At 57.8% G+C, this 20,911-nt stretch carries 18 protein-coding genes and 1 riboswitch; of the genes, 10 read left to right on the top strand and 8 right to left on the bottom strand.

Features of this window, described 5'->3' with window-relative positions:
* The first annotated feature begins 1 nt into the window (after position 1).
* The 5 genes from ABLV78_RS08110 to yegS all read left to right on the top strand — a co-directional run bounded on the left by ABLV78_RS08110 (position 2) and on the right by yegS (position 6,245).
* Positions 2 to 1,417, top strand: coding sequence for an MFS transporter (locus ABLV78_RS08110; protein WP_047046441.1), 1,416 nt, complete (start codon positions 2 to 4; stop codon positions 1,415 to 1,417).
* Complete coding sequence (baeS, locus tag ABLV78_RS08105) at positions 1,414 to 2,868, top strand: envelope stress sensor histidine kinase BaeS (RefSeq protein ID WP_045391887.1); 1,455 nt, start codon at positions 1,414 to 1,416, stop codon at positions 2,866 to 2,868. Before ABLV78_RS08110 ends, baeS begins: the two co-directional genes overlap by 4 nt.
* On the top strand, positions 2,865 to 3,587 hold the full coding sequence (baeR, locus tag ABLV78_RS08100; RefSeq protein WP_045391890.1) for an envelope stress response regulator BaeR: 723 nt from the start codon (positions 2,865 to 2,867) through the stop codon (positions 3,585 to 3,587). Before baeS ends, baeR begins: the two co-directional genes overlap by 4 nt.
* A 145-nt stretch (positions 3,588 to 3,732) precedes the next feature.
* Positions 3,733 to 5,094, top strand: a complete 1,362-nt coding sequence (trhP, locus tag ABLV78_RS08095; RefSeq protein WP_032714942.1) for a prephenate-dependent tRNA uridine(34) hydroxylase TrhP — start codon at positions 3,733 to 3,735, stop codon at positions 5,092 to 5,094.
* A 257-nt stretch (positions 5,095 to 5,351) separates the two neighbouring features.
* Positions 5,352 to 6,245: a lipid kinase YegS gene (gene yegS / locus ABLV78_RS08090; RefSeq protein WP_015706070.1), complete on the top strand. Its 894-nt coding sequence runs from the start codon at positions 5,352 to 5,354 to the stop codon at positions 6,243 to 6,245.
* A gap of 34 nt (positions 6,246 to 6,279) precedes the next feature.
* On the opposite strand, the gene ABLV78_RS08085 is transcribed toward yegS, so the two are convergent.
* From ABLV78_RS08085 to dalD, 3 genes are all read right to left on the bottom strand, one after another.
* Positions 6,280 to 7,557, bottom strand: a complete 1,278-nt coding sequence (locus ABLV78_RS08085; RefSeq protein ID WP_165430571.1) for an RbtT/DalT/CsbX family MFS transporter — start codon at positions 7,555 to 7,557, stop codon at positions 6,280 to 6,282.
* Between the two features lie 65 nt (positions 7,558 to 7,622).
* Entirely contained in the window at positions 7,623 to 9,086 is a 1,464-nt protein-coding gene (gene xylB / locus ABLV78_RS08080) for a xylulokinase (RefSeq protein WP_047047564.1), read from the bottom strand.
* Positions 9,077 to 10,462, bottom strand: a complete 1,386-nt coding sequence (dalD, locus tag ABLV78_RS08075) for a D-arabinitol 4-dehydrogenase (RefSeq protein WP_047047561.1) — start codon at positions 10,460 to 10,462, stop codon at positions 9,077 to 9,079. The genes xylB and dalD overlap by 10 nt, the downstream gene beginning before the upstream one ends.
* Before the next feature lie 196 nt (positions 10,463 to 10,658).
* Here dalD and ABLV78_RS08070 point away from each other — a divergent pair, with 196 nt between their 5' ends.
* Entirely contained in the window at positions 10,659 to 11,600 is a 942-nt protein-coding gene (locus ABLV78_RS08070; RefSeq protein WP_045398229.1) for a sugar-binding transcriptional regulator, read from the top strand.
* A 12-nt stretch (positions 11,601 to 11,612) separates the two neighbouring features.
* Here ABLV78_RS08070 and ABLV78_RS08065 read toward each other — a convergent pair whose 3' ends face one another.
* Complete coding sequence (locus tag ABLV78_RS08065) at positions 11,613 to 12,626, bottom strand: LacI family DNA-binding transcriptional regulator (protein ID WP_045398223.1); 1,014 nt, start codon at positions 12,624 to 12,626, stop codon at positions 11,613 to 11,615.
* A gap of 288 nt (positions 12,627 to 12,914) precedes the next feature.
* Here ABLV78_RS08065 and ABLV78_RS08060 point away from each other — a divergent pair, with 288 nt between their 5' ends.
* From ABLV78_RS08060 to ABLV78_RS08050, 3 genes are all read left to right on the top strand, one after another.
* Positions 12,915 to 13,664: an SDR family oxidoreductase gene (locus ABLV78_RS08060; protein WP_045398225.1), complete on the top strand. Its 750-nt coding sequence runs from the start codon at positions 12,915 to 12,917 to the stop codon at positions 13,662 to 13,664.
* Positions 13,665 to 13,696: 32 nt separating this feature from the next.
* The gene (locus tag ABLV78_RS08055; RefSeq protein ID WP_047047559.1) at positions 13,697 to 15,304 is read left to right on the top strand and encodes an FGGY-family carbohydrate kinase; all 1,608 of its coding nucleotides are present in this window, start codon (positions 13,697 to 13,699) and stop codon (positions 15,302 to 15,304) included.
* A gap of 82 nt (positions 15,305 to 15,386) precedes the next feature.
* Positions 15,387 to 16,670, top strand: a complete 1,284-nt coding sequence (locus tag ABLV78_RS08050) for an RbtT/DalT/CsbX family MFS transporter (protein ID WP_165430572.1) — start codon at positions 15,387 to 15,389, stop codon at positions 16,668 to 16,670.
* 63 nt (positions 16,671 to 16,733) lie between these two features.
* On the opposite strand, the gene fbaB is transcribed toward ABLV78_RS08050, so the two are convergent.
* The 4 genes from fbaB to ABLV78_RS08030 all read right to left on the bottom strand — a co-directional run bounded on the left by fbaB (position 16,734) and on the right by ABLV78_RS08030 (position 20,058).
* On the bottom strand, positions 16,734 to 17,786 hold the full coding sequence (gene fbaB / locus ABLV78_RS08045) for a class I fructose-bisphosphate aldolase (RefSeq protein WP_015365768.1): 1,053 nt from the start codon (positions 17,784 to 17,786) through the stop codon (positions 16,734 to 16,736).
* 148 nt (positions 17,787 to 17,934) lie between these two features.
* The gene (gene thiD, locus ABLV78_RS08040; protein WP_047044834.1) at positions 17,935 to 18,735 is read right to left on the bottom strand and encodes a bifunctional hydroxymethylpyrimidine kinase/phosphomethylpyrimidine kinase; all 801 of its coding nucleotides are present in this window, start codon (positions 18,733 to 18,735) and stop codon (positions 17,935 to 17,937) included.
* Positions 18,732 to 19,505, bottom strand: coding sequence for a hydroxyethylthiazole kinase (thiM, locus tag ABLV78_RS08035; RefSeq protein WP_047044837.1), 774 nt, complete (start codon positions 19,503 to 19,505; stop codon positions 18,732 to 18,734). Before thiM ends, thiD begins: the two co-directional genes overlap by 4 nt.
* A 34-nt stretch (positions 19,506 to 19,539) precedes the next feature.
* Positions 19,540 to 19,636, bottom strand: a riboswitch (TPP riboswitch).
* A gap of 104 nt (positions 19,637 to 19,740) precedes the next feature.
* Positions 19,741 to 20,058 carry a DUF1493 family protein gene (locus ABLV78_RS08030; RefSeq protein WP_045391193.1) on the bottom strand — a complete coding sequence of 106 codons (318 nt, stop codon included), beginning with the start codon at positions 20,056 to 20,058 and terminating at the stop codon, positions 19,741 to 19,743.
* A gap of 294 nt (positions 20,059 to 20,352) precedes the next feature.
* On the opposite strand from ABLV78_RS08030, the gene ABLV78_RS08025 reads away from it, so the two are divergent.
* Positions 20,353 to 20,778 (top strand): hypothetical protein, encoded by a 426-nt coding sequence (locus tag ABLV78_RS08025; protein ID WP_047044840.1) that lies wholly within the window; start codon positions 20,353 to 20,355, stop codon positions 20,776 to 20,778.
* Positions 20,779 to 20,911 lie beyond the last annotated feature (133 nt).

The raw sequence follows: 20,911 nt of genomic DNA, 5'->3' as shown, positions 1-20,911 counted from the left end.
AATGACAGATCTGCCCTCCAGCGTACGCTGGCAGTTATGGATTGTGGCCTTCGGCTTCTTTATGCAGTCGCTGGATACCACCATCGTTAACACCGCCCTCCCCTCGATGGCCAAAAGCCTTGGGGAGAGCCCGCTGCACATGCATATGGTGGTGGTCTCATATGTGCTTACGGTGGCGGTCATGCTGCCGGCCAGCGGCTGGCTGGCGGACCGGGTTGGCGTGCGCAATATCTTCTTCAGCGCCATTGTATTGTTTACCGTCGGCTCGCTATTCTGCGCCCAGGCCAGCACTCTCGATCAGTTAGTGATGTCCCGCGTGCTGCAAGGCGTCGGCGGCGCGATGATGGTACCGGTCGGGCGTCTGACGGTGATGAAAATCGTTCCACGCGATCAGTATATGGCGGCGATGACCTTCGTCACCCTGCCCGGCCAGGTTGGACCGCTGCTCGGCCCGGCGCTTGGCGGCGTGCTCGTCGAATATGCTTCCTGGCACTGGATTTTCTTAATTAACATCCCGGTAGGTATCATCGGCGCTATCGCCACGTTATGCCTGATGCCAAACTACACCCTGCAGACCCGGCGTTTTGATATTCTTGGTTTTATTCTGCTGGCGGTGGGAATGGCCGCCCTGACGCTGGCGCTTGACGGCAAAAAAGGGCTGGGTATCTCGCCGCTGCTGCTCGCCGTGCTGGTCGTCGGCGGCCTGATGGCGATGGGATTCTATTGGTGGCACGCCCGCGGTAACGTTAACGCATTGTTTAGCCTCAAACTGTTTCGCAATAAAACCTTCTCGCTCGGTCTTGGCGGCAGCTTCGCCGGGCGTATCGGCAGCGGGATGTTGCCGTTTATGACCCCGGTATTCCTGCAAATTGGCCTCGGCTTCTCGCCGTTCCACGCCGGGCTGATGATGATCCCGATGGTGCTGGGCAGCATGGGGATGAAACGCATCGTGGTGCAGGTAGTGAATCGCTTTGGCTATCGCCGCGTGCTGGTTTTCGCAACCCTCGGCCTGGCGCTGGTGAGTTTGCTGTTCATGGCCGTCGCACTGGCCGGCTGGTACTGGCTGCTGCCGCCAGTGCTGTTCCTGCAGGGCATGATTAACTCCAGCCGTTTCTCGTCGATGAATACTCTGACGCTAAAAGACCTGCCTGATGAGTTGGCCAGTAGCGGTAACAGCCTGCTCTCGATGGTTATGCAGCTCTCGATGAGTATCGGCGTGACCATCGCCGGGCTACTGCTCGGCATGTACGGCCAGCAGCATATCAGCGCCGATGCCCCAGCCGTTCATCAAGTTTTCCTCTACACCTATCTGAGCATGGCGGTGATTATCGCCCTCCCGGCGCTCATCTTTTCCCGCGTACCGAACGATGTCGGCAGCAACACCGTCATCCGCCGACGCAAAAGGAGTGAATCGTGAAACTTTGGCGCCCGGGTATCACCGGTAAGCTGTTCCTGGCTATTTTCGCTACCTGTATCGTGCTGCTGATTAGCATGCACTGGGCGGTACGTATCAGCTTTGAGCGCGGCTTTATCGACTATATAAAACGCGGTAATGAACAGCGATTAACGATGCTCGGCGACGCGCTGAGCGAACAGTACGAGCAGCACGGCGACTGGAAGTTTTTGCGCAATAACGATCGTTTTATCTTCCAGTTACTGCGCACCTTCGAGCGGGATAACGACGAACGCCCGCCGGGTGGTCCGGGCCCACACGGCGAGCCAGGGCCAATGCCCGGGCCTGGCCCGCGTCCCGATATGCCGCCGCACGGTTGGCGCACGCAATTTTGGGTTGTCGATCAACAAGGGCGCGTGCTGGTAGGCCCGCGAGCGCCGGTACCGCAAGATGGCACCCGGCGCAACATTGTCGTCAACGGCGTGACCGTCGGGGCGGTGATCGCCTCGCCGGTCGAGCGACTCACGCGCAACACGGATATCAATTTCGACCGCCAGCAAAAACGCACCAGTTGGCTTATCGTCGCCCTCGCCACCCTCCTCGCCGCTCTGGCCACCTTCCCGCTGGCCCGCGGGCTGCTGGCGCCGGTCAAACGGCTGGTGGAAGGTACCCATAAGCTGGCGGCGGGCGATTTCTCTACCCGCGTCACGGTCACCGGCGGGGATGAACTGGGTCGTCTGGCGCAGGATTTCAACCAGCTTGCCAGTACGCTTGAGCGCAACCAACAAATGCGCCGCGATTTGATGGCCGATATTTCGCATGAACTCCGCACGCCGCTAGCGGTGCTGCGCGGCGAGCTGGAAGCTATTCAGGACGGCGTGCGTAAATTCACCCCGGATTCAATTTCTTCGCTGCAGGCGGAAGTCGGCACGCTCACTAAGCTGGTAGACGATCTGCATCAGCTATCGATGTCCGATGAAGGCGCGTTAGCCTACCAGAAAGAATCGGTCGATTTAATTGCGCTACTGGAGGTCGCCGCAGGAGCGTTCCGCGAACGTTTCGCCAGCCGCGGGTTGACCATCGGCGTCTCGCTGCCGGATAACGCTATCGTGTTCGGCGATCGCGATCGGCTAATGCAGCTGTTCAATAATCTGCTGGAAAACAGCCTGCGCTATACCGACCGCGGCGGACGCCTGCTGATTAGCGCCAAACAAAACGGCCGCATGTTGACGCTCGATTTTGCCGATAGCGGCCCCGGCGTTAGCGACGAGCAGTTGGCGCGGCTGTGTGAACGTTTTTACCGCACCGAAGGTTCGCGTAACCGCGCCAGCGGCGGATCCGGCCTTGGGCTGGCAATCTGTATGAACATCGTAGCGGCCCACGGCGGCAGCCTGAACGCCAGCCATTCGCCTTTTGGCGGGGTTAGCATTAAAGTAGAATTACCTCTGGAACAGGATTTATCGAGGGACGTATGAGCGAATTACCCATTGATGAAAACACGCCGCGTATTTTAATCGTGGAAGACGAGCCCAAGCTCGGTCAGTTGTTGATCGACTATTTGCAGGCCGCGAGCTACGCGCCAACGCTAATTGCGCATGGCGATCGGGTACTGCCCTACGTTCGCCAGACGCCCCCGCATTTGATTCTGCTGGATTTAATGCTGCCCGGCACCGACGGCCTGACATTGTGCCGTGAAATCCGCCGTTTTTCCGATGTACCGATCGTGATGGTCACCGCCAAAATCGAGGAGATCGATCGCCTGCTGGGGCTGGAGATCGGCGCCGACGACTACATCTGCAAACCATATAGTCCGCGTGAAGTTGTGGCTCGCGTGAAGACGATCCTGCGTCGCTGCAAGCCACAGCGCGCTCTGCAGGCGCTGGATGCGCAAAGCCCGCTCATCGTTGATGAGAGCCGCTTCCAGGCCTCGTGGCGCGAAAAATTACTGGACCTGACTCCCGCCGAGTTTCGGCTATTAAAAACGCTGTCTCAGGAGCCGGGTAAAGTCTTCTCCCGCGAACAACTGCTCAATCATCTGTACGACGATTATCGCGTGGTCACCGACCGCACTATCGACAGCCATATTAAAAACCTGCGCCGTAAGCTTGAATCGCTGGATGCCGAGCAGTCGTTTATTCGCGCCGTCTACGGCGTCGGCTATCGCTGGGAGGCGGACGCCTGTCGAATAGCCTAACCTCTGCGCCTCTCAGAGCAGAGAGGCGCAAAGGTTTACTCCCTCTTTCCACGGCGCTACAATGCCCGCCCTTAATGTGGGGACACTCCCCCGAATCGCCGCACCTGGTGCGGCGAGTCTGACCTGTCATCAGAACGAGAAAATCATGTTTAAACCGGAACTCCTTTCCCCGGCGGGAACGCTGAAAAATATGCGTTACGCTTTCGCTTATGGCGCCGATGCGGTCTACGCCGGCCAGCCGCGTTACTCACTGCGCGTGCGCAACAATGAATTTAACCACGAAAACCTGCAGCTCGGCATCAATGAGGCCCACGAGCTAGGGAAAAAATTCTACGTGGTGGTTAACATCGCACCGCATAACGCCAAGCTGAAAACGTTTATTCGCGATCTCAAACCGGTAGTGGAAATGGGGCCGGACGCGCTGATTATGTCCGATCCTGGTTTAATCATGCTGGTGCGGGAAAACTTCCCTGATATGCCAATTCACCTGTCGGTACAGGCCAACGCCGTCAACTGGGCGACGGTGAAATTCTGGCAGCAAATGGGGCTAACCCGCGTGATCCTCTCCCGCGAGCTGTCGCTGGACGAGATCGCCGAAATTCGCAGCCAGGTGCCGGAGATGGAAATCGAGATTTTCGTCCATGGCGCGCTGTGCATGGCCTACTCCGGCCGCTGCCTGCTCTCCGGCTATATCAACAAACGTGACCCTAACCAGGGTACCTGCACCAACGCCTGCCGCTGGGAGTACAACGTCCAGGAAGGCAAAGAAGATGACGTAGGTAATATCGTCCACAAGCATGAGCCTATCCCGGTGCAGAACGTTGAACCCACTCTCGGTATCGGCGCGCCAACCGACCAGGTATTTATGATTGAGGAAGCCAAACGTCCGGGCGAGTATATGACCGCCTTCGAAGACGAGCACGGCACCTACATCATGAACTCCAAAGATCTGCGCGCAATCGCCCACGTGGAGCGCCTGACCCAGATGGGCGTGCACTCGCTGAAGATTGAAGGCCGCACCAAATCCTTCTACTACTGCGCGCGCACCGCCCAGGTGTACCGTAAAGCGATTGACGACGCCGCCGCCGGTAAACCGTTCGATACCAGTCTGCTGGAGACGCTGGAAGGTCTGGCTCACCGCGGCTATACCGAAGGCTTCCTGCGCCGCCACACCCACGACGACTATCAGAATTACGAGTACGGCTACTCGGTTTCCGAACGCCAGCAGTTTGTCGGCGAATTCACCGGCAAGCGTAATGGTAATCTGGCCGAAGTGGCGGTAAAAAATAAGTTCTCGGTCGGCGACAGCCTGGAGGTCATGACTCCGCAAGGCAACGTCAACTTTACGCTCGAACATATGGAGAACGCCAAAGGCGAAGCAATGCCGGTCGCGCCGGGAGACGGTTATATCGTCTGGCTGCCGCTGCCGGAGGATATGGCGCTGGAGTATGGTTTGCTGATGCGTAACTTCAACGGCGAGTCGACGCGCAATCCGCATAAAAATTAGTTTATTGGCGTTATTTTTTCACTATGTATGGATATTAGAATCGGATCACATACCGTTACGTTCGAAGCAGGTATCATCCATTTCGCTGAAAAACATAACCCATAAATGCTAGCTGTACCAGGAACCACCTCCTTAGCCTGCGTAATCTCCCTTACGCGGGCTTATTTTTTATGCATCCTATTTTCCCGACTTTCTTATTCCATGACGCCATTCATGCGATACACTGAGGATGACGACTAAGAATGAGGCGATAAAGGATGACCCAATTTCCAGCCAGCTTATTAATTCTCAACGGTAAAGGCGCGAATGAGCCCCAACTGCGCGAAGCCGTTAATCTCCTGCGCGAAGAAGGTATCGAGATACACGTCCGCGTGACCTGGGAAAAAGGCGATGCGATTCGTTTTGTCGAGGAAGCCGAAACGCTCAGGGTGGCGACGGTGATTGCCGGCGGCGGCGATGGCACGATTAATGAAGTCGCCACCGCGCTGGTCCAGCGCGGCAGCAATATGGCGCTGGGAATACTCCCCCTCGGCACAGCCAATGATTTCGCCACCAGCGTCGGCATCCCGCAGGACTTAGCCAGCGCGCTGAAGCTGGCGATAGCCGGGCGCGACGTCCCTATTGATGTGGTTCGCGTGAATAACGAGGCCGGATTTATCAATATGGCCACCGGCGGCTTTGGTACCCGTATCACCACCGAAACGCCGGAAAAACTAAAAGCCGCGCTCGGCGGCGTCTCCTATCTGATTCACGGCCTGACGCGCATGGATACCCTGAAGCCGGACCGCTGCGAAATTCGCGGCGAGAACTTTCACTGGCAGGGCGACGCGCTGGTTATCGGCATCGGCAATGGCCGCCAGGCCGGTGGTGGTCAGCAACTGTGTCCTGAAGCATTAATTAACGACGGGCTACTGCATCTGCGTATTTTTACCGGCGAAGAGTTGCTGCCTGCGCTGTTTAGCACCCTCGCTAATCCCGATAATTCACCAAATCTGATCGACGGCGTATCGCCGTGGTTTGAAGTCACCGCCGCCCATGAAATGACCTTCAACCTGGATGGAGAACCGCTGAGCGGCAAATCCTTCCGTATGGAAATCCTCGGCGAGGCGCTACGCTGCCGTCTGCCGCCGGACTGTATGTTACTGCGTTAAAACATCAGGGCGGGATATACCCGCCCTGATAACGTTATGAATATTCTACCCCTTCCCTGACGCCGCTTGCCTTACGGACAAAGCCCGGCTGATCGACACGAATAAACGGGCACAGACAAAACGCCAGCAGATAGAGCGCGGTATAGGCCACCACCACGCCGATGGTGCTGAAGTGCGGCAGCAGCACCACCGCAATCGCCGGCGCGAGGAAGTTCGACAGCCCGGCAGACAGGTTGTAGACCGAAATCGCCGCCCCTTTATGCTTTGGCTCCAGCGCCGGGAACACCGCCGCCATCGGCACGAACGCCGCGACGAAAATCCCCAGCGCAATCGCCGGCACCAGCGCCATGGCGAAGTTATGCCCGAAGTGCTGCGGCAGGTAGTAAAACGCCAGGCTCGACAGCGCCATGCCGATGCAGCCGAACCAGCGCACCACTTTCATCCAGCCCAGTTTCTCCGCCACGATACCCCAGAAGACGTTGGAGAAGATGGTGGTGAAGAAGAACGCCGCCCATACCTGCAGCCATTCGGAAGTGGTGAAGCCGAGCTCATCGACGAACATCATCGGCATGACCACCGCGAAGCCGAACAGCGACAGGGTGTTGATAATGCGCACAATGCTGGAGAGCATAATGCTGCGGTTGGTGTAGATAAGGGTCACCGCGCGCCCCAGCTCGGAGAACTTCTCGCGGGTGGTGAGGTTCTGCATATGGCGCGGGGTTTCGGTGTTGCGCAGCGCCGCCAGGGCAATCAGTCCGCCGGTGACGCAGAACGCCAGCGCCAGCCACAGAGTGCCCATCTCGCCGATGTGCGGGATGGTGAAGCTCGGGATATAGCTGCCGAACACGCCGATACCGACGGAGTAGACCGCCCAGAACCAGCCCAGCGCCGAGCTGGAGCTGTCGCTGCGGACGTTATGGATAATGGCGACGATGAACGAGTAGAGGAACAGCGGATAGGCCAGACCGCGGATACCGTAAAACAGCAGGATTAAGGCGTAGTTGGCGCGGCCGAGGCCGAAGACGAGGAACAGGACGTGGAACACGCACCACAGCACAAAACCGATAAACATGGTTTTACGCGGGGTGATGATTTCCGCGACCACGCCGGAGACCCAGGCCGAGAGGGCAGCGGCGAGGCCGTAGAGGGTGAAGGCGAAAGAGGCCTGTGCCGGGCTGAAGCCCAGCTCCTTGATGTAGTGCGAGAGGAAGGCGAGTTCAAAACCGTCGCCGGTCATAAACACGGCGATGGCGACGTATCCCCAGATAAGGTTCAGCGGCAGACCGAGCCACTGTTTGTGATTAACGGACATGGTGACCTCGTTGTTGTAGGGTGCAGGAGAATCACTCCGGCAGTTTCGCCGGAGCGTCATATGTCTTATTGCTGTCGAAAATGTCGGTCGTTGAGGTACAGAGACTGAAAATGGGCGTAACGCGGCATCAGCGTCTGATGACGCTGCGGATCCGTCTGCCAGGTTTGCCAGATTTCCGGCTTATGACAAACGCTGGCCAGCGGTTTGCCCGCCGCCAGGCAGGCCAGCCGCGCCGCTCCCAGCGCGCCGCCGGTTTCCCCACCTTTATGCGTCACCACCGGCATCGCCAGGATATCCGCCAGCAGTTGCGCCCAGAACGGACTGCGGGCGCCGCCGCCGACCAGGGAACACTGGTCGATACGGGTTCCGCTCTCCTGCAACGCGCGCAGGCCGTCAGCAATGCCGAAGCTCACCCCCTCCAGCACCGCATATCCCAGTTGAGCGCGCTGGCTGGCATGGGTCATTCCCCAGAACATACCGCGCGCCAGCGGATCGTTATGCGGCGTACGCTCGCCGGAAAGATAAGGCAGGAAGTATGGCGCATTGGCTTTTTCGTCTTCGCTTAACTGGGCTATCTCCTCCAGTAGCGCCACTTCGGTGGTGCCGGTCAGACGACAGAACCACTGCAGACAGCTGGCGGCGCTGAGCATCACGCTCATCTGGTGCCACAGGTTCGGCAGTACGTGACAGAAAGCATGCACCGCCGACTGCGGCGCCGGACGATAGCGGTCGGTGACGACAAACAGCACGCCGGAGGTCCCCAGCGAGATAAAAGCGTCTCCCGGCGACACCGCGCCAACGCCAATCGCGCTGACCGCATTATCGCCGCCGCCCCCCGCCACCAGCACCGAAGGATTAAGCCCCCAGCGTTCGGCAATGTCTGCCGCCAGCGTGGCGGAAACGTCGCATCCTTCAACCAGTTCCGGCATTTGTTGCCGCGTCAGGCCGCACTTTTGCAGCAGCGCGTCGGACCAGTCCCGTCGCGCAACATCCAGCCACAGGGTGCCGGCGGCATCCGACATATCGGAGACTTTTTTGCCGGTCATCTTGTAGCGCAGAAAATCCTTCGGCAGCAGTACGCAAGCGGTACGGGCAAAATGCTGCAGCTCGTGACGCCGCACCCACAGCAGTTTCGGCGCGGTAAATCCCGGCATCGCCAGATTACCGGCCACCTGATGCAGCTCCGGCGCCATCTCCTCAAGCTCGGCGCACTCCTGCGCGCAGCGGGTATCATTCCATAAAATCGCCGGGCGAATCACCTCGCCGCTGGCATCCAGTAGCACGGCGCCATGCATCTGTCCGGAAAGGCCGATGGCTTTAATCGCCGACCAATGGCTCGCGCACTTCTCGCGCAGAGTGGCAATCAGGTATTCCGTCGCTTCCCACCACGCCTGCGGCGATTGTTCAGACCACTGCGGATGCGGCCGTTGAATGGTCAACGGCGCGCTATGGCTGGCGACGACCGCATTGTTTTCATCCAGCACCAGCGCTTTAACTTCCGAAGTGCCGAGATCGATGCCTAAATACATAGCGCCTCCTGCTGGGTCAGCGCGTAGACGGCGGCGATTTGCTCACGCAGCAGCGCGTGGAAATCCGCCGATTCCGCCAGATCGCCAAACAGGGCTTTATCACCGGCGTACCGGGCGATCGGGTCAGGCGAATTAAACATGGCGTGTACCGCCGATTCATCAAGAATTCCGTCCTGGTACTGATACGGTAAAGCCCCTTTATGCCACTGCTGCATAAAGACAAAGAACAGCGCCGGCAACATAGCGGTAGCCTGCGGACGCACGCCGCGCTGGTAGCACTCCTGCAGGGTTGGGGCAATCATCGCCGGGATTTTTGAGAATCCGTCTGCCGCCACCCGCTGATTGGTGTCCTGGATATAGGGGTTGGTAAAACGCTTGAGTACCACGTCGCGATAGGTTACCAGGTCGATACCGTTATCGCCCAGACACGGAATCACATCTTCACTGACGTAACGGTCAGCGATGGCGTAGATGGCATCGGTAAGCGTACTCTCGTGAATATATTGCTGGCCCAACAGGGTTCCCGCCCAGGCGATACAGCTATGTGACGCGTTAAGAATGCGAATCTTCGCCTCTTCATAGGGGATAACCGACGCCACCATCTCCACGCCTACCGTCTCAAGCGCCGGGCGCTCAGCGCGGAAATTATCTTCCACAACCCATTGAATAAAGGTTTCGCCCATCACCGGCGCTTTATCGTCGATGCCGGTTTGCGCTTTGATACGTGGCGCCAGATCGGCGGCCGGGCGCGGCGTGATACGATCGACCATGGTGTTTGGACAGGTCGCGTTCACCGCCAGCCAGTCAATAACCTGCTGTTTACCGGTCAGCTGCAGAAATTCCACCAGTCCATCATGGAAACGTTCGCCGTTGTGGCGCACGTTGTCGCAGTTAAGCAGCGTCAGCGGACCAGCATCGTCGGCGATGCGTTTTTCAAGGATCCGGGTGATGGTGCCATAAATGGTTTTGCAATCCCCCTGCAAATCGGCCTGCAGATCGGCGTTGCTGGTTTCCAGGCGATGTTGCGTATTGAGGTAATAGCCCCCTTCCGTCACCGTGAAAGCAATGACTTTGGTCTGCGGGTTCGCGCCTTCATCAATCAGCGGCTGCAGCCCCGCCTGCCACGGCAGTAATTTTTGAATTGAGGCGATCTCTTCGTATTCTCGCTCCCCTTCCGGGCTCACCGTCTCGAGGACATAGCGCCCTTCCTGCTCCGCCAGCGCATGCACCACATGCTCGGCGTCATTACGAATATTTCCCGCCGCGATATGCCAGCGCGAATCGCCGGAAACCCGCAGTCGATGCAGATACCACGCCTGATGGGCGCGATGAAAAGACCCGAGACCAATGTGAAGCCATGTGAATTGCGTATTCATGTTCTGCTCTCCTTGAGGTGATGCGGCTCACTGTAGGTGATCATTTGAATCAAATAAGAGCTACAGATCACAAAAGAACAATTACCCAATAAAATTACAAATGACCAATTCAGAGCAAAAGCTTGCCTGTTTGGAAAACCGCAGCCAAAATGCGGGTATCTGCGCTACTGCGCCCGCGTATTTAAGGCAGGATAACGTGAGTAAAGAAGACGACATCAGGCTGGATCAGAAGGTCCGCGCCGCATGGATGTACTACATTGCCGGTCAGAATCAGAGCGAAATCGCCAGCCACCTTGGCACCTCAAGGCCGGTGGTCCAGCGCCTGATCGCCGCGGCGAAGGAAGAAGGCATTGTGTCAATTGGTTTGCATCATCCGGTGGCGAACTGCCTCGATTATGCGCAGTTGTTGCAGGAAAAGTATCAACTCATCGAGTGCAATATCGTGCCGACCTACAACGAGGAGAGCACGCTGGATAGCGTTTCCTTCGGTTGTTATCAGCTGATGGCCCGCTACCTGCAGAGCGATAACGCCAAAATAATCGGCATTGGTTCTGGATTAACGCTGAAAAAAACCATCCAGCGCATTGATTTCGATAGCCCCAACAGCCGCTGCGTGGCGCTGATTAGCGCAATGAACGATGAAGGGAAATGCAACTACTACGACGACGTGCCGTTGCTGCTGGCGCGGAAAATTCAGGCCAACTACTACCAGTGGCCCGCGCCGCGCTATGCGCAAACCCGTCAGGAACATGAGATGTGGTGCGGCAGCCGCCTGTTCAGCAACGTATCTGCCGCCGCACAGCAGGCGGACGTTATTTTCGTCGGTATCGGCCCATTGGGGACCCAAAGCCCCATCTTCAAAGACGGATTTATTAATAAGGCCCAACTGGATGAACTGACGGCGCGCGGCGGCATCGGCGAGATCCTCGGCCGCTTTATCGATGCCGACGGCGGCGTCGTCGACAGCGAAATTAATCGCCTGATCACCAGCTACGATATCCGCCAAAATCAGTGCCCGCGGATAGCCGTCGCCTGTGGCGAGAACAAGCGCCCGGCGATCCTCGCGGCGTTAAAAGGCGGCTGGATTAACGGCCTGGTGACCGATGAACATACCGCCCGCTGGCTGCTGACGCGCTAGCGCCAGCGGTTTTCACGCCAGATGCTCGCGGCTGCTAATCAGCAGCGGCGGGATCTCTACCCGCTGCTGGCTGGCCTCGCCAGCGTCGATGATATTGAATACCGCTTCCAGCATCGCCGGTACGTTCTGCTGCACCATGTCAATGTCGTGACCCAATAGATAAACAAACGGATCCCAGTCAAAACAGCCCATTGGTGGCTGTTCGGCGCCGGTCAGCCCTAGCTGGGCCAGCCATCGCACCACCCCTTCCAGCGAGATGGTCGAGTTAACGAAGAACCCCTGAAGATGTTCATCAGCGCTTTTGAAACGCGCCTGCATGCAGGCTTCTACTTTGCCTTTTGAATAGCCCGGAGAAAGAATATTTTCATCCGGCACGCTCATGCCGCGCGCCGCATGGGCATCGCGAAATCCGCGCAAACGCTCCAGGGTGTTGTGGTCGCTACTGCGCCCGCCGACAAAAAACAGCGGCGCCAGTTTGCCGTGGCGATTGAGGCTGTTATCAAGAATTTTATCGGTCAACGCGCGGGCGCCCGCGTAGTTATCGGAGATCACCGACGGTGCGGTGGAGCCCGGCAGGTCAAGGTTGACCGTCGGCACCCCCGCCTGCTGACAAAGCTCGGTAATTTTATCCGGATTAGTCGCCCCGGTCGCCACCACCCAGTCCACCTGCCAGGAGAGCATCGCTTTCACCGCTTCGATTTCCAGCTCCGGTCGACGGCGAGTACAGGTAATAATCGGCAGCAGGCCGCGCTCACGAGCCATCTCTTCAAAGCCTTCCGCCACGGAACCAAAATAACGGTTGTCGTATTTGGGGACAATCATCCCGATGACATGCGATTTTTTACTGCGCAACATGCTGGCCTGGCGATTAATCGCGTAGCCCTGTTCTTGCGCAATCCGCGTCACTTTTTCCGCAAGTTTGGCGCTGATACGGCGTTTTTTCCAGTTGCCATTGAGGATCGCGCTCACCGCGCTTGCCGAAACGCCGGATAATTCCGCCAGATCGTAGATAGTGATTTTTTTCATTTTCCCAACTTGCGTCACAAATTCATTTCGCTGTTAATTTCCCCACTTGCTCAATCGATGAAGCTGGCGCAACATTAGCTTCATCGATTGAGCAACCATGACGCTCGCTAGCGTATACACTCAATAATCGTTCAGACATCAGCAAATTGAAATAAATGGTGCTGATATTCAATAGCTTAACTTAGTTACTCCTGCTCTGACAGGCCAGATTGTTGTAGCAGGTAACCGCTCCTCAAGCTCGTCGAGACCCGCTTGATGAGCAAAACAGACAACATGAAGGATTATAAAATGAACCACTCTGTATCCTCTATGAATACTTCTCTTAGCGGCAAAGTCGCCGCGGTCACCGGCGCCGCTTCCGGCATTGGTCTTGAATGCGCGAAAACCCTGCTTGGCGCGGGCGCGAAGGTGGTTCTGATCGACCGCGAAGGCGAAAAGCTCAACAAGATTGTGGCAGAGCTTGGCGAAAACGCTTTTGCTTTACAGGTCGATCTGATGCAGGGCGATCAGGTGGATAAGATCATTGACGGCATCCTGCAACTTGCCGGCCGTCTCGATATCTTCCACGCCAACGCCGGCGCTTACATCGGCGGCCCGGTCGCTGAGGGCGACCCGGACGTCTGGGATCGCGTGCTGCACCTCAATACTAACGCCGCCTTCCGCTGCGTGCGTAGCGTGCTGCCGCATATGATTGCGCAAAAATCCGGCGATATTATTTTCACCAGCTCCATCGCCGGCGTGGTGCCGGTTATCTGGGAACCTATCTATACCGCCTCAAAATTCGCCGTACAGGCATTTGTTCATACTACCCGCCGCCAGGTTTCCCAGCACGGCGTCCGCGTCGGCGCGGTACTGCCGGGCCCGGTGGTCACCGCCCTGCTCGATGACTGGCCGAAAGAGAAAATGGAAGAAGCGCTGGCCAACGGCAGCCTGATGCAGCCTATCGAAGTTGCCGAATCGGTGCTGTTTATGGTCACCCGTTCGAAAAACGTCACCGTGCGCGACCTGGTTATTCTGCCTAACAGCGTTGATTTATAACCCCCGGTATCGGTGACTAAAAGGACGATTTTATGAATGGCGAGACTCAAACCCTCATCGGCGTCGATGTCGGCTCCGGCAGCGTACGCGCCGGGGTATTTAACCTCAGCGGCGAACTGCTGGCCCACGCCACCCGGGAGATAACCCTCTTCCGTAGCACCGGCAGCGTGGTGGAACAATCCAGCCGCGAAATCTGGCAGGCGGTTTGCGACTGCATTAAACGCGCGGTCGTAAAGGCCGCCGTCTCTCCGCACTCGGTAGCCGGTATCGGCTTCGACGCCACCTGCTCGCTGGTGGTAATCGGGGAGAATGACGCGCCGCTGGCCGTCGGCCCCAGCGAAGAGGCGGACCGCAATATCATCGTCTGGATGGATCACCGCGCCACCGAACAGGCGGAACGCATCAATGCCACCCGCCATCCGGTGCTGCAATACGTCGGCGGGACTATCTCTCCGGAGATGGAAACGCCGAAGCTGCTGTGGCTGAAGGAAAATCGCCCGCTGACTTATGCCCGTGCGCGTCACTTCTTCGACCTGGCCGACTACCTCACCTGGCGCGCGACCGGCGATCTGGCCCGCTCCGTCTGTACCGTCACCTGTAAATGGACCTATCTGGCCCATGAAAAGCGCTGGGATGCCGACTACTTCCGCCAGATTGGCCTCGCAGAGCTGGCGGAAGAAGACTTCGCCCGTATCGGCCAGCGTATCGCCGATCCGGGAACGCCATGTGGTGATGGGTTAACCGCGGCGGCGGCCGAAGAGATGGGTCTGCCTGTCGGTACGCCGGTGGCGGTCGGGATGATCGACGCCCATGCCGGCGGCATTGGCACCGTTGGCGTACTCAACGGCGCGGTGAATAATATGGCCTACGTCTTCGGCACCTCCTCCTGCACCATGACCACCACCGAGAAAGCGGTGTTCGTCCCTGGGGTCTGGGGGCCTTACTATTCGGCGATGGTGCCGGGTTACTGGCTGAACGAAGGTGGACAAAGCGCCGCCGGCGCGGCTATCGACCAGTTACTGAGCTTCCATCCGGCGGCGGCCGAAGCGCGCGAACAGGCCAAAGCCGCCGCCGTTCCACTGCCGGTCTGGCTGGCGGATCGCGTGCTGGCGCAGGTTGCCTCGCCGTCGGAGGCGGTGAAGCTGGCAGATGGACTGCACGTCGTGCCGGAGTTTCTCGGCAACCGCGCGCCGCTTGCCGACCCCCACGCGAAAGCGCTGATTGCCGGGCTGGGGATGGAGCGGGATCTTGATAACCTGACCGCGCTGTATGTCGCTGGATTATGCGGGATTGGCTACGGCCTGCGGCAGATCCTTGATGCCCAACGCGCCTGTGGTATTGAGAGCGAAAATATCGTTATCAGCGGCGGCGCGGGGCAGCACCCGCTGGTACGCCAGCTATTGGCCGATGCCTGTGGCGTAACCGTGGTCAGCACCGCCAGCAGCGAACCAGTATTGCTGGGTTCCGCCATCCTCGGCGCCGTCGCGGGTAACGTCGCCGCCTCGCTACCGGACGCCATGAAGCGGTTCACCAGAGTGGATAAAACCTATCGCAGCGAAACGGCGTTTAGCCCGCTGCATCAACGCAGGTATGAGGCCTACAAAGCGCTACAACAGGCCGGTCGGCTAATCCGCGAATAACGTACCTCTTTAATTTAATAACAATAATGCTCCGCTGTTGTGCAGTGGAGCCGCTCCTCTGCATCCTGAAATCGAGGTTAACATGTCCGTTAATAACAAACAGTGGTTCGGTCTGCCGCTGAACCTTATCTGGGGATACGTCGCCATCGCCGTGTTCATGACCGGCGACGGTTTTGAACTCGCCTTCCTCTCACACTACATCAAGGAGCTGGGCTTCAGCCCGGCGCAGGCCTCTTTCGCCTTCACCCTCTACGGCCTCGCCGCTGCCCTCTCGGCCTGGGTCTCCGGCGTGGTCGCGGAAATCATCACCCCGCGTAAAACCATGTTTATCGGTTTCGTGCTGTGGTGCGTGTTCCACGTCCTGTTCCTCGTCTTCGGCCTCGGCCGCGCCAACTACGCCTTAATCCTGCTGTTTTACGGTATCCGCGGCCTGGCCTATCCGCTGTTCCTCTATTCGTTTATCGTCGCCATTATCCATAACGTCCGTAGCGACAGCTCCAGCTCGGCGCTGGGCTGGTTCTGGGCGGTCTACTCCGTCGGTATCGGCGTGTTCGGCAGCTATATCCCGAGCTTCACCATCCCGCACATTGGCGAGATGGGCACTCTGTGGCTGGCGCTGGCGTTCTGCGTCACCGGCGGGCTGATTGCCCTGGCGGCGCTGCGCAACACCGAAACCCCGCGCCATATGCAGAACCTCACCACCCGCGAGAAGTTCTCCGAGCTGGGGCGCGCGGTGACCCTTATCTACACCAACCGCAGCATTATGCTCTCCAGCATTGTGCGCATTATCAACACCCTGTCGCTGTTCGGCTTCGCGGTGGTCATGCCGATGATGTTCGTCGATGAGCTCGGTTTCACCACTTCCGAATGGCTGCAGGTGTGGGCGGCGTTCTTCTTCACCACCATTTTCTCCAACGTCTTCTGGGGGATTGTGGCGGAGAAACTGGGCTGGATGAAAGTGGTGCGCTGGTTCGGCTGCATCGGCATGGCGCTGTCGAGCCTGGCGTTTTACTACCTGCCGCAGCACTTCGGGCATAACTTCGCCATGGCGCTGGTGCCGGCGATTGCGCTGGGGATTTTCGTCGCGGCGTTCGTGCCGATGGCGGCGGTGTTCCCGGCGCTGGAGCCAAAGCATAAAGGGGCGGCGATTTCGGTCTACAACCTGTCGGCCGGGCTGTCGAACTTCCTCGCGCCGGCAATTGCGGTGGTGCTGCTGCCGCACTTCAGCACCATCGGCGTGGTGGTGGCCTATACCGCACTCTATATTCTCGCCTTCTTCCTGTGCCCGTTTATTCGCGTTGAACAGCCAGGGTTTGCTACCAGCGAAGCGGCTAAACCGCTGACCGTCAGCGCAGCAAAATCATAAAAAAACCCCGGAGACCGGGGTAAGTAAAAGAGTCAATCCGGGCCTCGCGCCCGGATTTTTGCCTTATGCGATAGTGACTTTGCCGTCCAGATAGACGTCCTGCACCGCATTGATCAGCTTCACGCCTTCGCTCATCGATTTCTTAAACGCTTTACGACCGAGGATCAGCCCCATGCCGCCGGCGCGTTTGTTGATCACCGCCGTGCGCACCGCATCGGCGAGATCGGTTTCGCCGCCCGCCGCGCCGCCGGAGTTAATCAACCCGGCACGGCCCATATAGCAGTTTGCCAGCTGATAGCGCACCAGATCGATCGGGTTATCGCTGGTCAGCTTGCTGTAGACGCGATCGTCGGTATAACCGAAGTTCACCGCCTTATAGCCGCCGTTATTCTCGGCCATTTTCTGCTTCACGATATCAGCGCCGATGGTGGCGGCCAGATGGTTGGCCTGGCCGGTCAGGTCAGCGGAAACGTGGTAATCGACGCCATCTTTTTTGAATGCCGGGTTGCGCAGATAGGCCCACAGCACGGTGACCAAGCCGAGCTCGTGCGCGCGCTCGAAGGCGGCGGAGATCTCTTCAATCTGCCGACGCGACTGCTCGGAGCCGAAATAGATCGTCGCGCCAACCGCAACCGCGCCCATGTTGAACGCCTGCTCGACGCTGGCGTACAGGGTCTGGTCATACTCGGTCGGGTAGCTCAGGGTTTCGTTATGGTTGAGCTTAACGAGGAATGGAATGCGGTGCGCGTAGCGGCGCGATACCGAGGCCAGTACGCCATAGGTAGAAGCCACGCAGTTACAGCCGGCTTCGATGGCGAGTTCCACGATATTCTTCGGATCGAAGTAGAGCGGGTTGGCGGCGAACGACGCGCCCGCCGAGTGCTCTACGCCCTGGTCGACCGGCAGAATGGAAAGGTACCCTGTTCCCGCCAGACGCCCGGTATTGTAGAGGGTCTGCATATTACGCAGCACCGCAGGCGGGCGGTTGTTATCCACCATCACCCGGTCGACGTAATCCGCGCCCGGTAAATAGAGTTGGTCGGCTGGAATAGTCATACAACGGTGCTGTAAAAGGCTGTCGGCATCTTTGCCAAGCAACTGCGTAATATCAGTCATAGCTATCTCCCGTAAGTGCTGGCCGCAGCCAGCATGTTTTATCCCAACCCAAAAATTTTGGGCAGGTTAAGCCTGGTACCGAGTTAGCATATTTTCCAGCCGGAAGCGCATTTTTTCAGTAGATTCTGCTGTCTCGTTTCACTGCCATTTACCACCAGGCGTGGAAATGATGTACCGGGCCGATACCGTGCCCCACTTCCAGCGAATCGGCCTGCGCCAGCGCCGCCGATAGCCAGCCCTTCGCTTCGGCGACGGTTTGTCCCCAATCGGCATAGCGCGGACGCAGCGCCGCCAGCGCGGCAGATAACGTACAGCCGGTACCGTGGGTATTTTTGGTCTTCACGCGCGGCGCGGTAAAGCGCTGTTCGCCTTCGCGGGTGAACAGCCAGTCCGGGCTTTCGGCGTCGTCCAGATGTCCGCCCTTCATTAATATCGCCCCGCAGCCTAATGCCAACAGCGCCCTGCCCTGTTCCAGCATCTCGCGCTCGCTTTGCGCATGCGGCGCATCGAGCAGCGCCGCGGCCTCCGGCAAATTCGGGGTGATCAGTGAAACCTGCGGCAGCAGGCGCTGGCGCAGCGTCGCAATTGCCGAGTGGGATAACAGCGGATCGCCGCTTTTCGCCAGCATCACGGTATCCAGCACCACGTTGGCAATCTGATAGCGGGCAAGACGTTCCGCCACCGCTTCAACGATATCGGTTTCCGCCAGCATGCCGATTTTCGTAGTATCGATTCGCACGTCGCTAAACACCGAATCCAACTGCGCCGCCACGAAGTCCGGCTCAATGCGGTATACCGACTGCACGCCGCGGGTATTCTGCGCCACCAGCGCGGTGATCACCGAGCAGCCGTAAGCGCCGAGTGCGGAGAATGTTTTGAGGTCGGCCTGGATCCCGGCGCCGCCGCTGGGATCGGTGCCGGCGATGGTTAAGGCGTTAATCCGCTTCATGCCGCCACCTCCGCGTATAACGCGTCGAGGAATGCCGGGATAAAACTGCCGGGACCGCCGTGTCGCGCCGCTTCCCCACCCGCCATTTTCATCAGGCCGCAGGCGGCTGCTACGTTTTGCAGCCGATCGCCGGGCATCGCGGCGCTTGCCGCCACCACCGCGGATAACGCGCAGCCGGTCCCTACCACCCGCGTCATCAGGACATCACCGCCGCTCACGGCAAGCGTGCGCTCACCGTCGCTGATGTAATCCACCTCGCCCGTCACCGCGACCACGGTATTGAGCTTGCGCGCCAGCACCTGGACTGCGGGTAACGCCGCAGCTACGCTATCGGTCGTGTCCACGCCGCGCCCGCCGCCGCTATTCCCCGCCAGCGCCATGATTTCCGAGGCGTTGCCGCGAATCGCCGCAGGCCGCAGTTCCAGTAGCTCGCGACAAAAATCGGTACGCAGCGTCAGCGCGCCGACGGCAACCGGATCCAGCGTCCAGGGTTTTCCCGCCTGGCGGGCGCTCTGCGCCGCCGCTCGCATCGCGTTGGCGCGCTCAGTGGTTAAGGTCCCGACGTTAATCAATAGCGCATCGGCAATGGCGGCAAACTGCGCGGCTTCCGTAGGATCAATCACCATCGCCGGCGAGGCGCCAATAGCCAGCAGGACGTTAGCGGTGAAAGTCTGGACCACATCGTTGGTCATACAGTGAACAAGCGGCGAAGAGGTGCGGAAAAGCTGCTGCAGGTGCGCGATATGCGCCGGATTTAGCGGTTCATGCATGGTTTGCTCCCGCCAGATGAGGAAGCAGCGCAGACCATGCGGTCTCTGACTTCCCTACGCTGGCATTATCCAGATCAGGTGGTACGGGTATTTCTCAGCCTTCACAAAGAAGGGCACCCCGAGTCATTTGGTACAAAATGGCGACTAACGTTCCGTTAATCTCTCTTCAGGATAGTAATGCCAGCGGTAAGTCTTGTAAACGGTAAAAGCGGTATGTCTCCCGGCGATATGTCCCTTAATCGTACAGCCATTCACCCGCTTTTGCGGACTCTACCAACATTTGTACTGTTAGCGGTTTAAGCGGCTTCTCTGGAGGCATGGAACCTAAAAACTCAGGTTCAAAGTAATAGATAATTTCGAAGCCATTCATTTTTACATTCCATTGTTTGAAATAGTAATCTAAAGTATCTTCTGCATCTTCCCAGATGATATTCAGCCCCCCCTTTGTTAATTCAGTATCTAACGTGACTTCTGGACGATCGCCAAAAAAACAGTATTTCTTATGGCTATGATGAGTATATATATAATCAATAATTTCTTGTTCAATGCTCATTAGAAGTATGTCCATAGTTTCATCATAATGGCTGATTGGCACACCGTCATTACTCGTCATTGTATCATCCCCGTACGCTTGCCACAGAGACGCTCTTTTCACCGCATTGTAAACGATTACACTATTGTTTAGTTATCCGTACGGCGGTTGATGTAGATCACAATTTTCTTAATCACCCTACGACATAGTTACCACGCGTTACGAATTAAGCACGCTAACGATCCGCGGACGATCGCCGCTGTCATGAATGTTCGTCGCATGTATAAAATAATATCTACGATAAGGTCGTTAATGATGAAAGTGAAATACGTCTCGATGATACTGCTGGCACTCAGCGCAGCCATCGCGGCCGGTTGCAGTTCGCCGGCGCAGCGTATGGCCGAGTGTGAAGCCCAGGGGGTCAGTAAAGACGCCTGTTATATTGCGGAACAAAACAAACAGGCTGCGGTGAACGCCGCAGCAGAGAAGCAGGCGCTGGAAAATGCACAGGCTTTATATCCCGTGCAGAAAGCGCAATCCAGCAAAAAAGTGAAAATCTTCAATGGCATGAAGCTGGTCACAAACTCAACCGGGCTGATCGTTGATGGCAAACCCGCGGCCTTAGACGAAAGCAATGCTGACGCGAAAACCTATTCTCAGGGTTTATACGTTTTTATTGTCTACCAATCAGGAAAAATTGCCGTCATGCAGGACGGTAAATTTTTAGGCTACGCCAAATAGCGCCGCTTCCTTGTTAATTTAAAAGCGGCCTAAGAGCCGCTTTTTTCTCCCCTTCCCCCCAGTAACCGACACGTCTGACACCGCGCTAAACAAGCGACATCAATCCCATTGGATAAATCTCATTTTACCTACG

The organism is Klebsiella sp. CN_Kp075, from assembly GCF_040065055.2.
GTDB classification, from domain to species: domain Bacteria; phylum Pseudomonadota; class Gammaproteobacteria; order Enterobacterales; family Enterobacteriaceae; genus Klebsiella; species Klebsiella aerogenes.
Note: the sequence above shows the minus strand (reverse complement) of the source record. Positions and strands in the feature narration are given on the sequence as shown.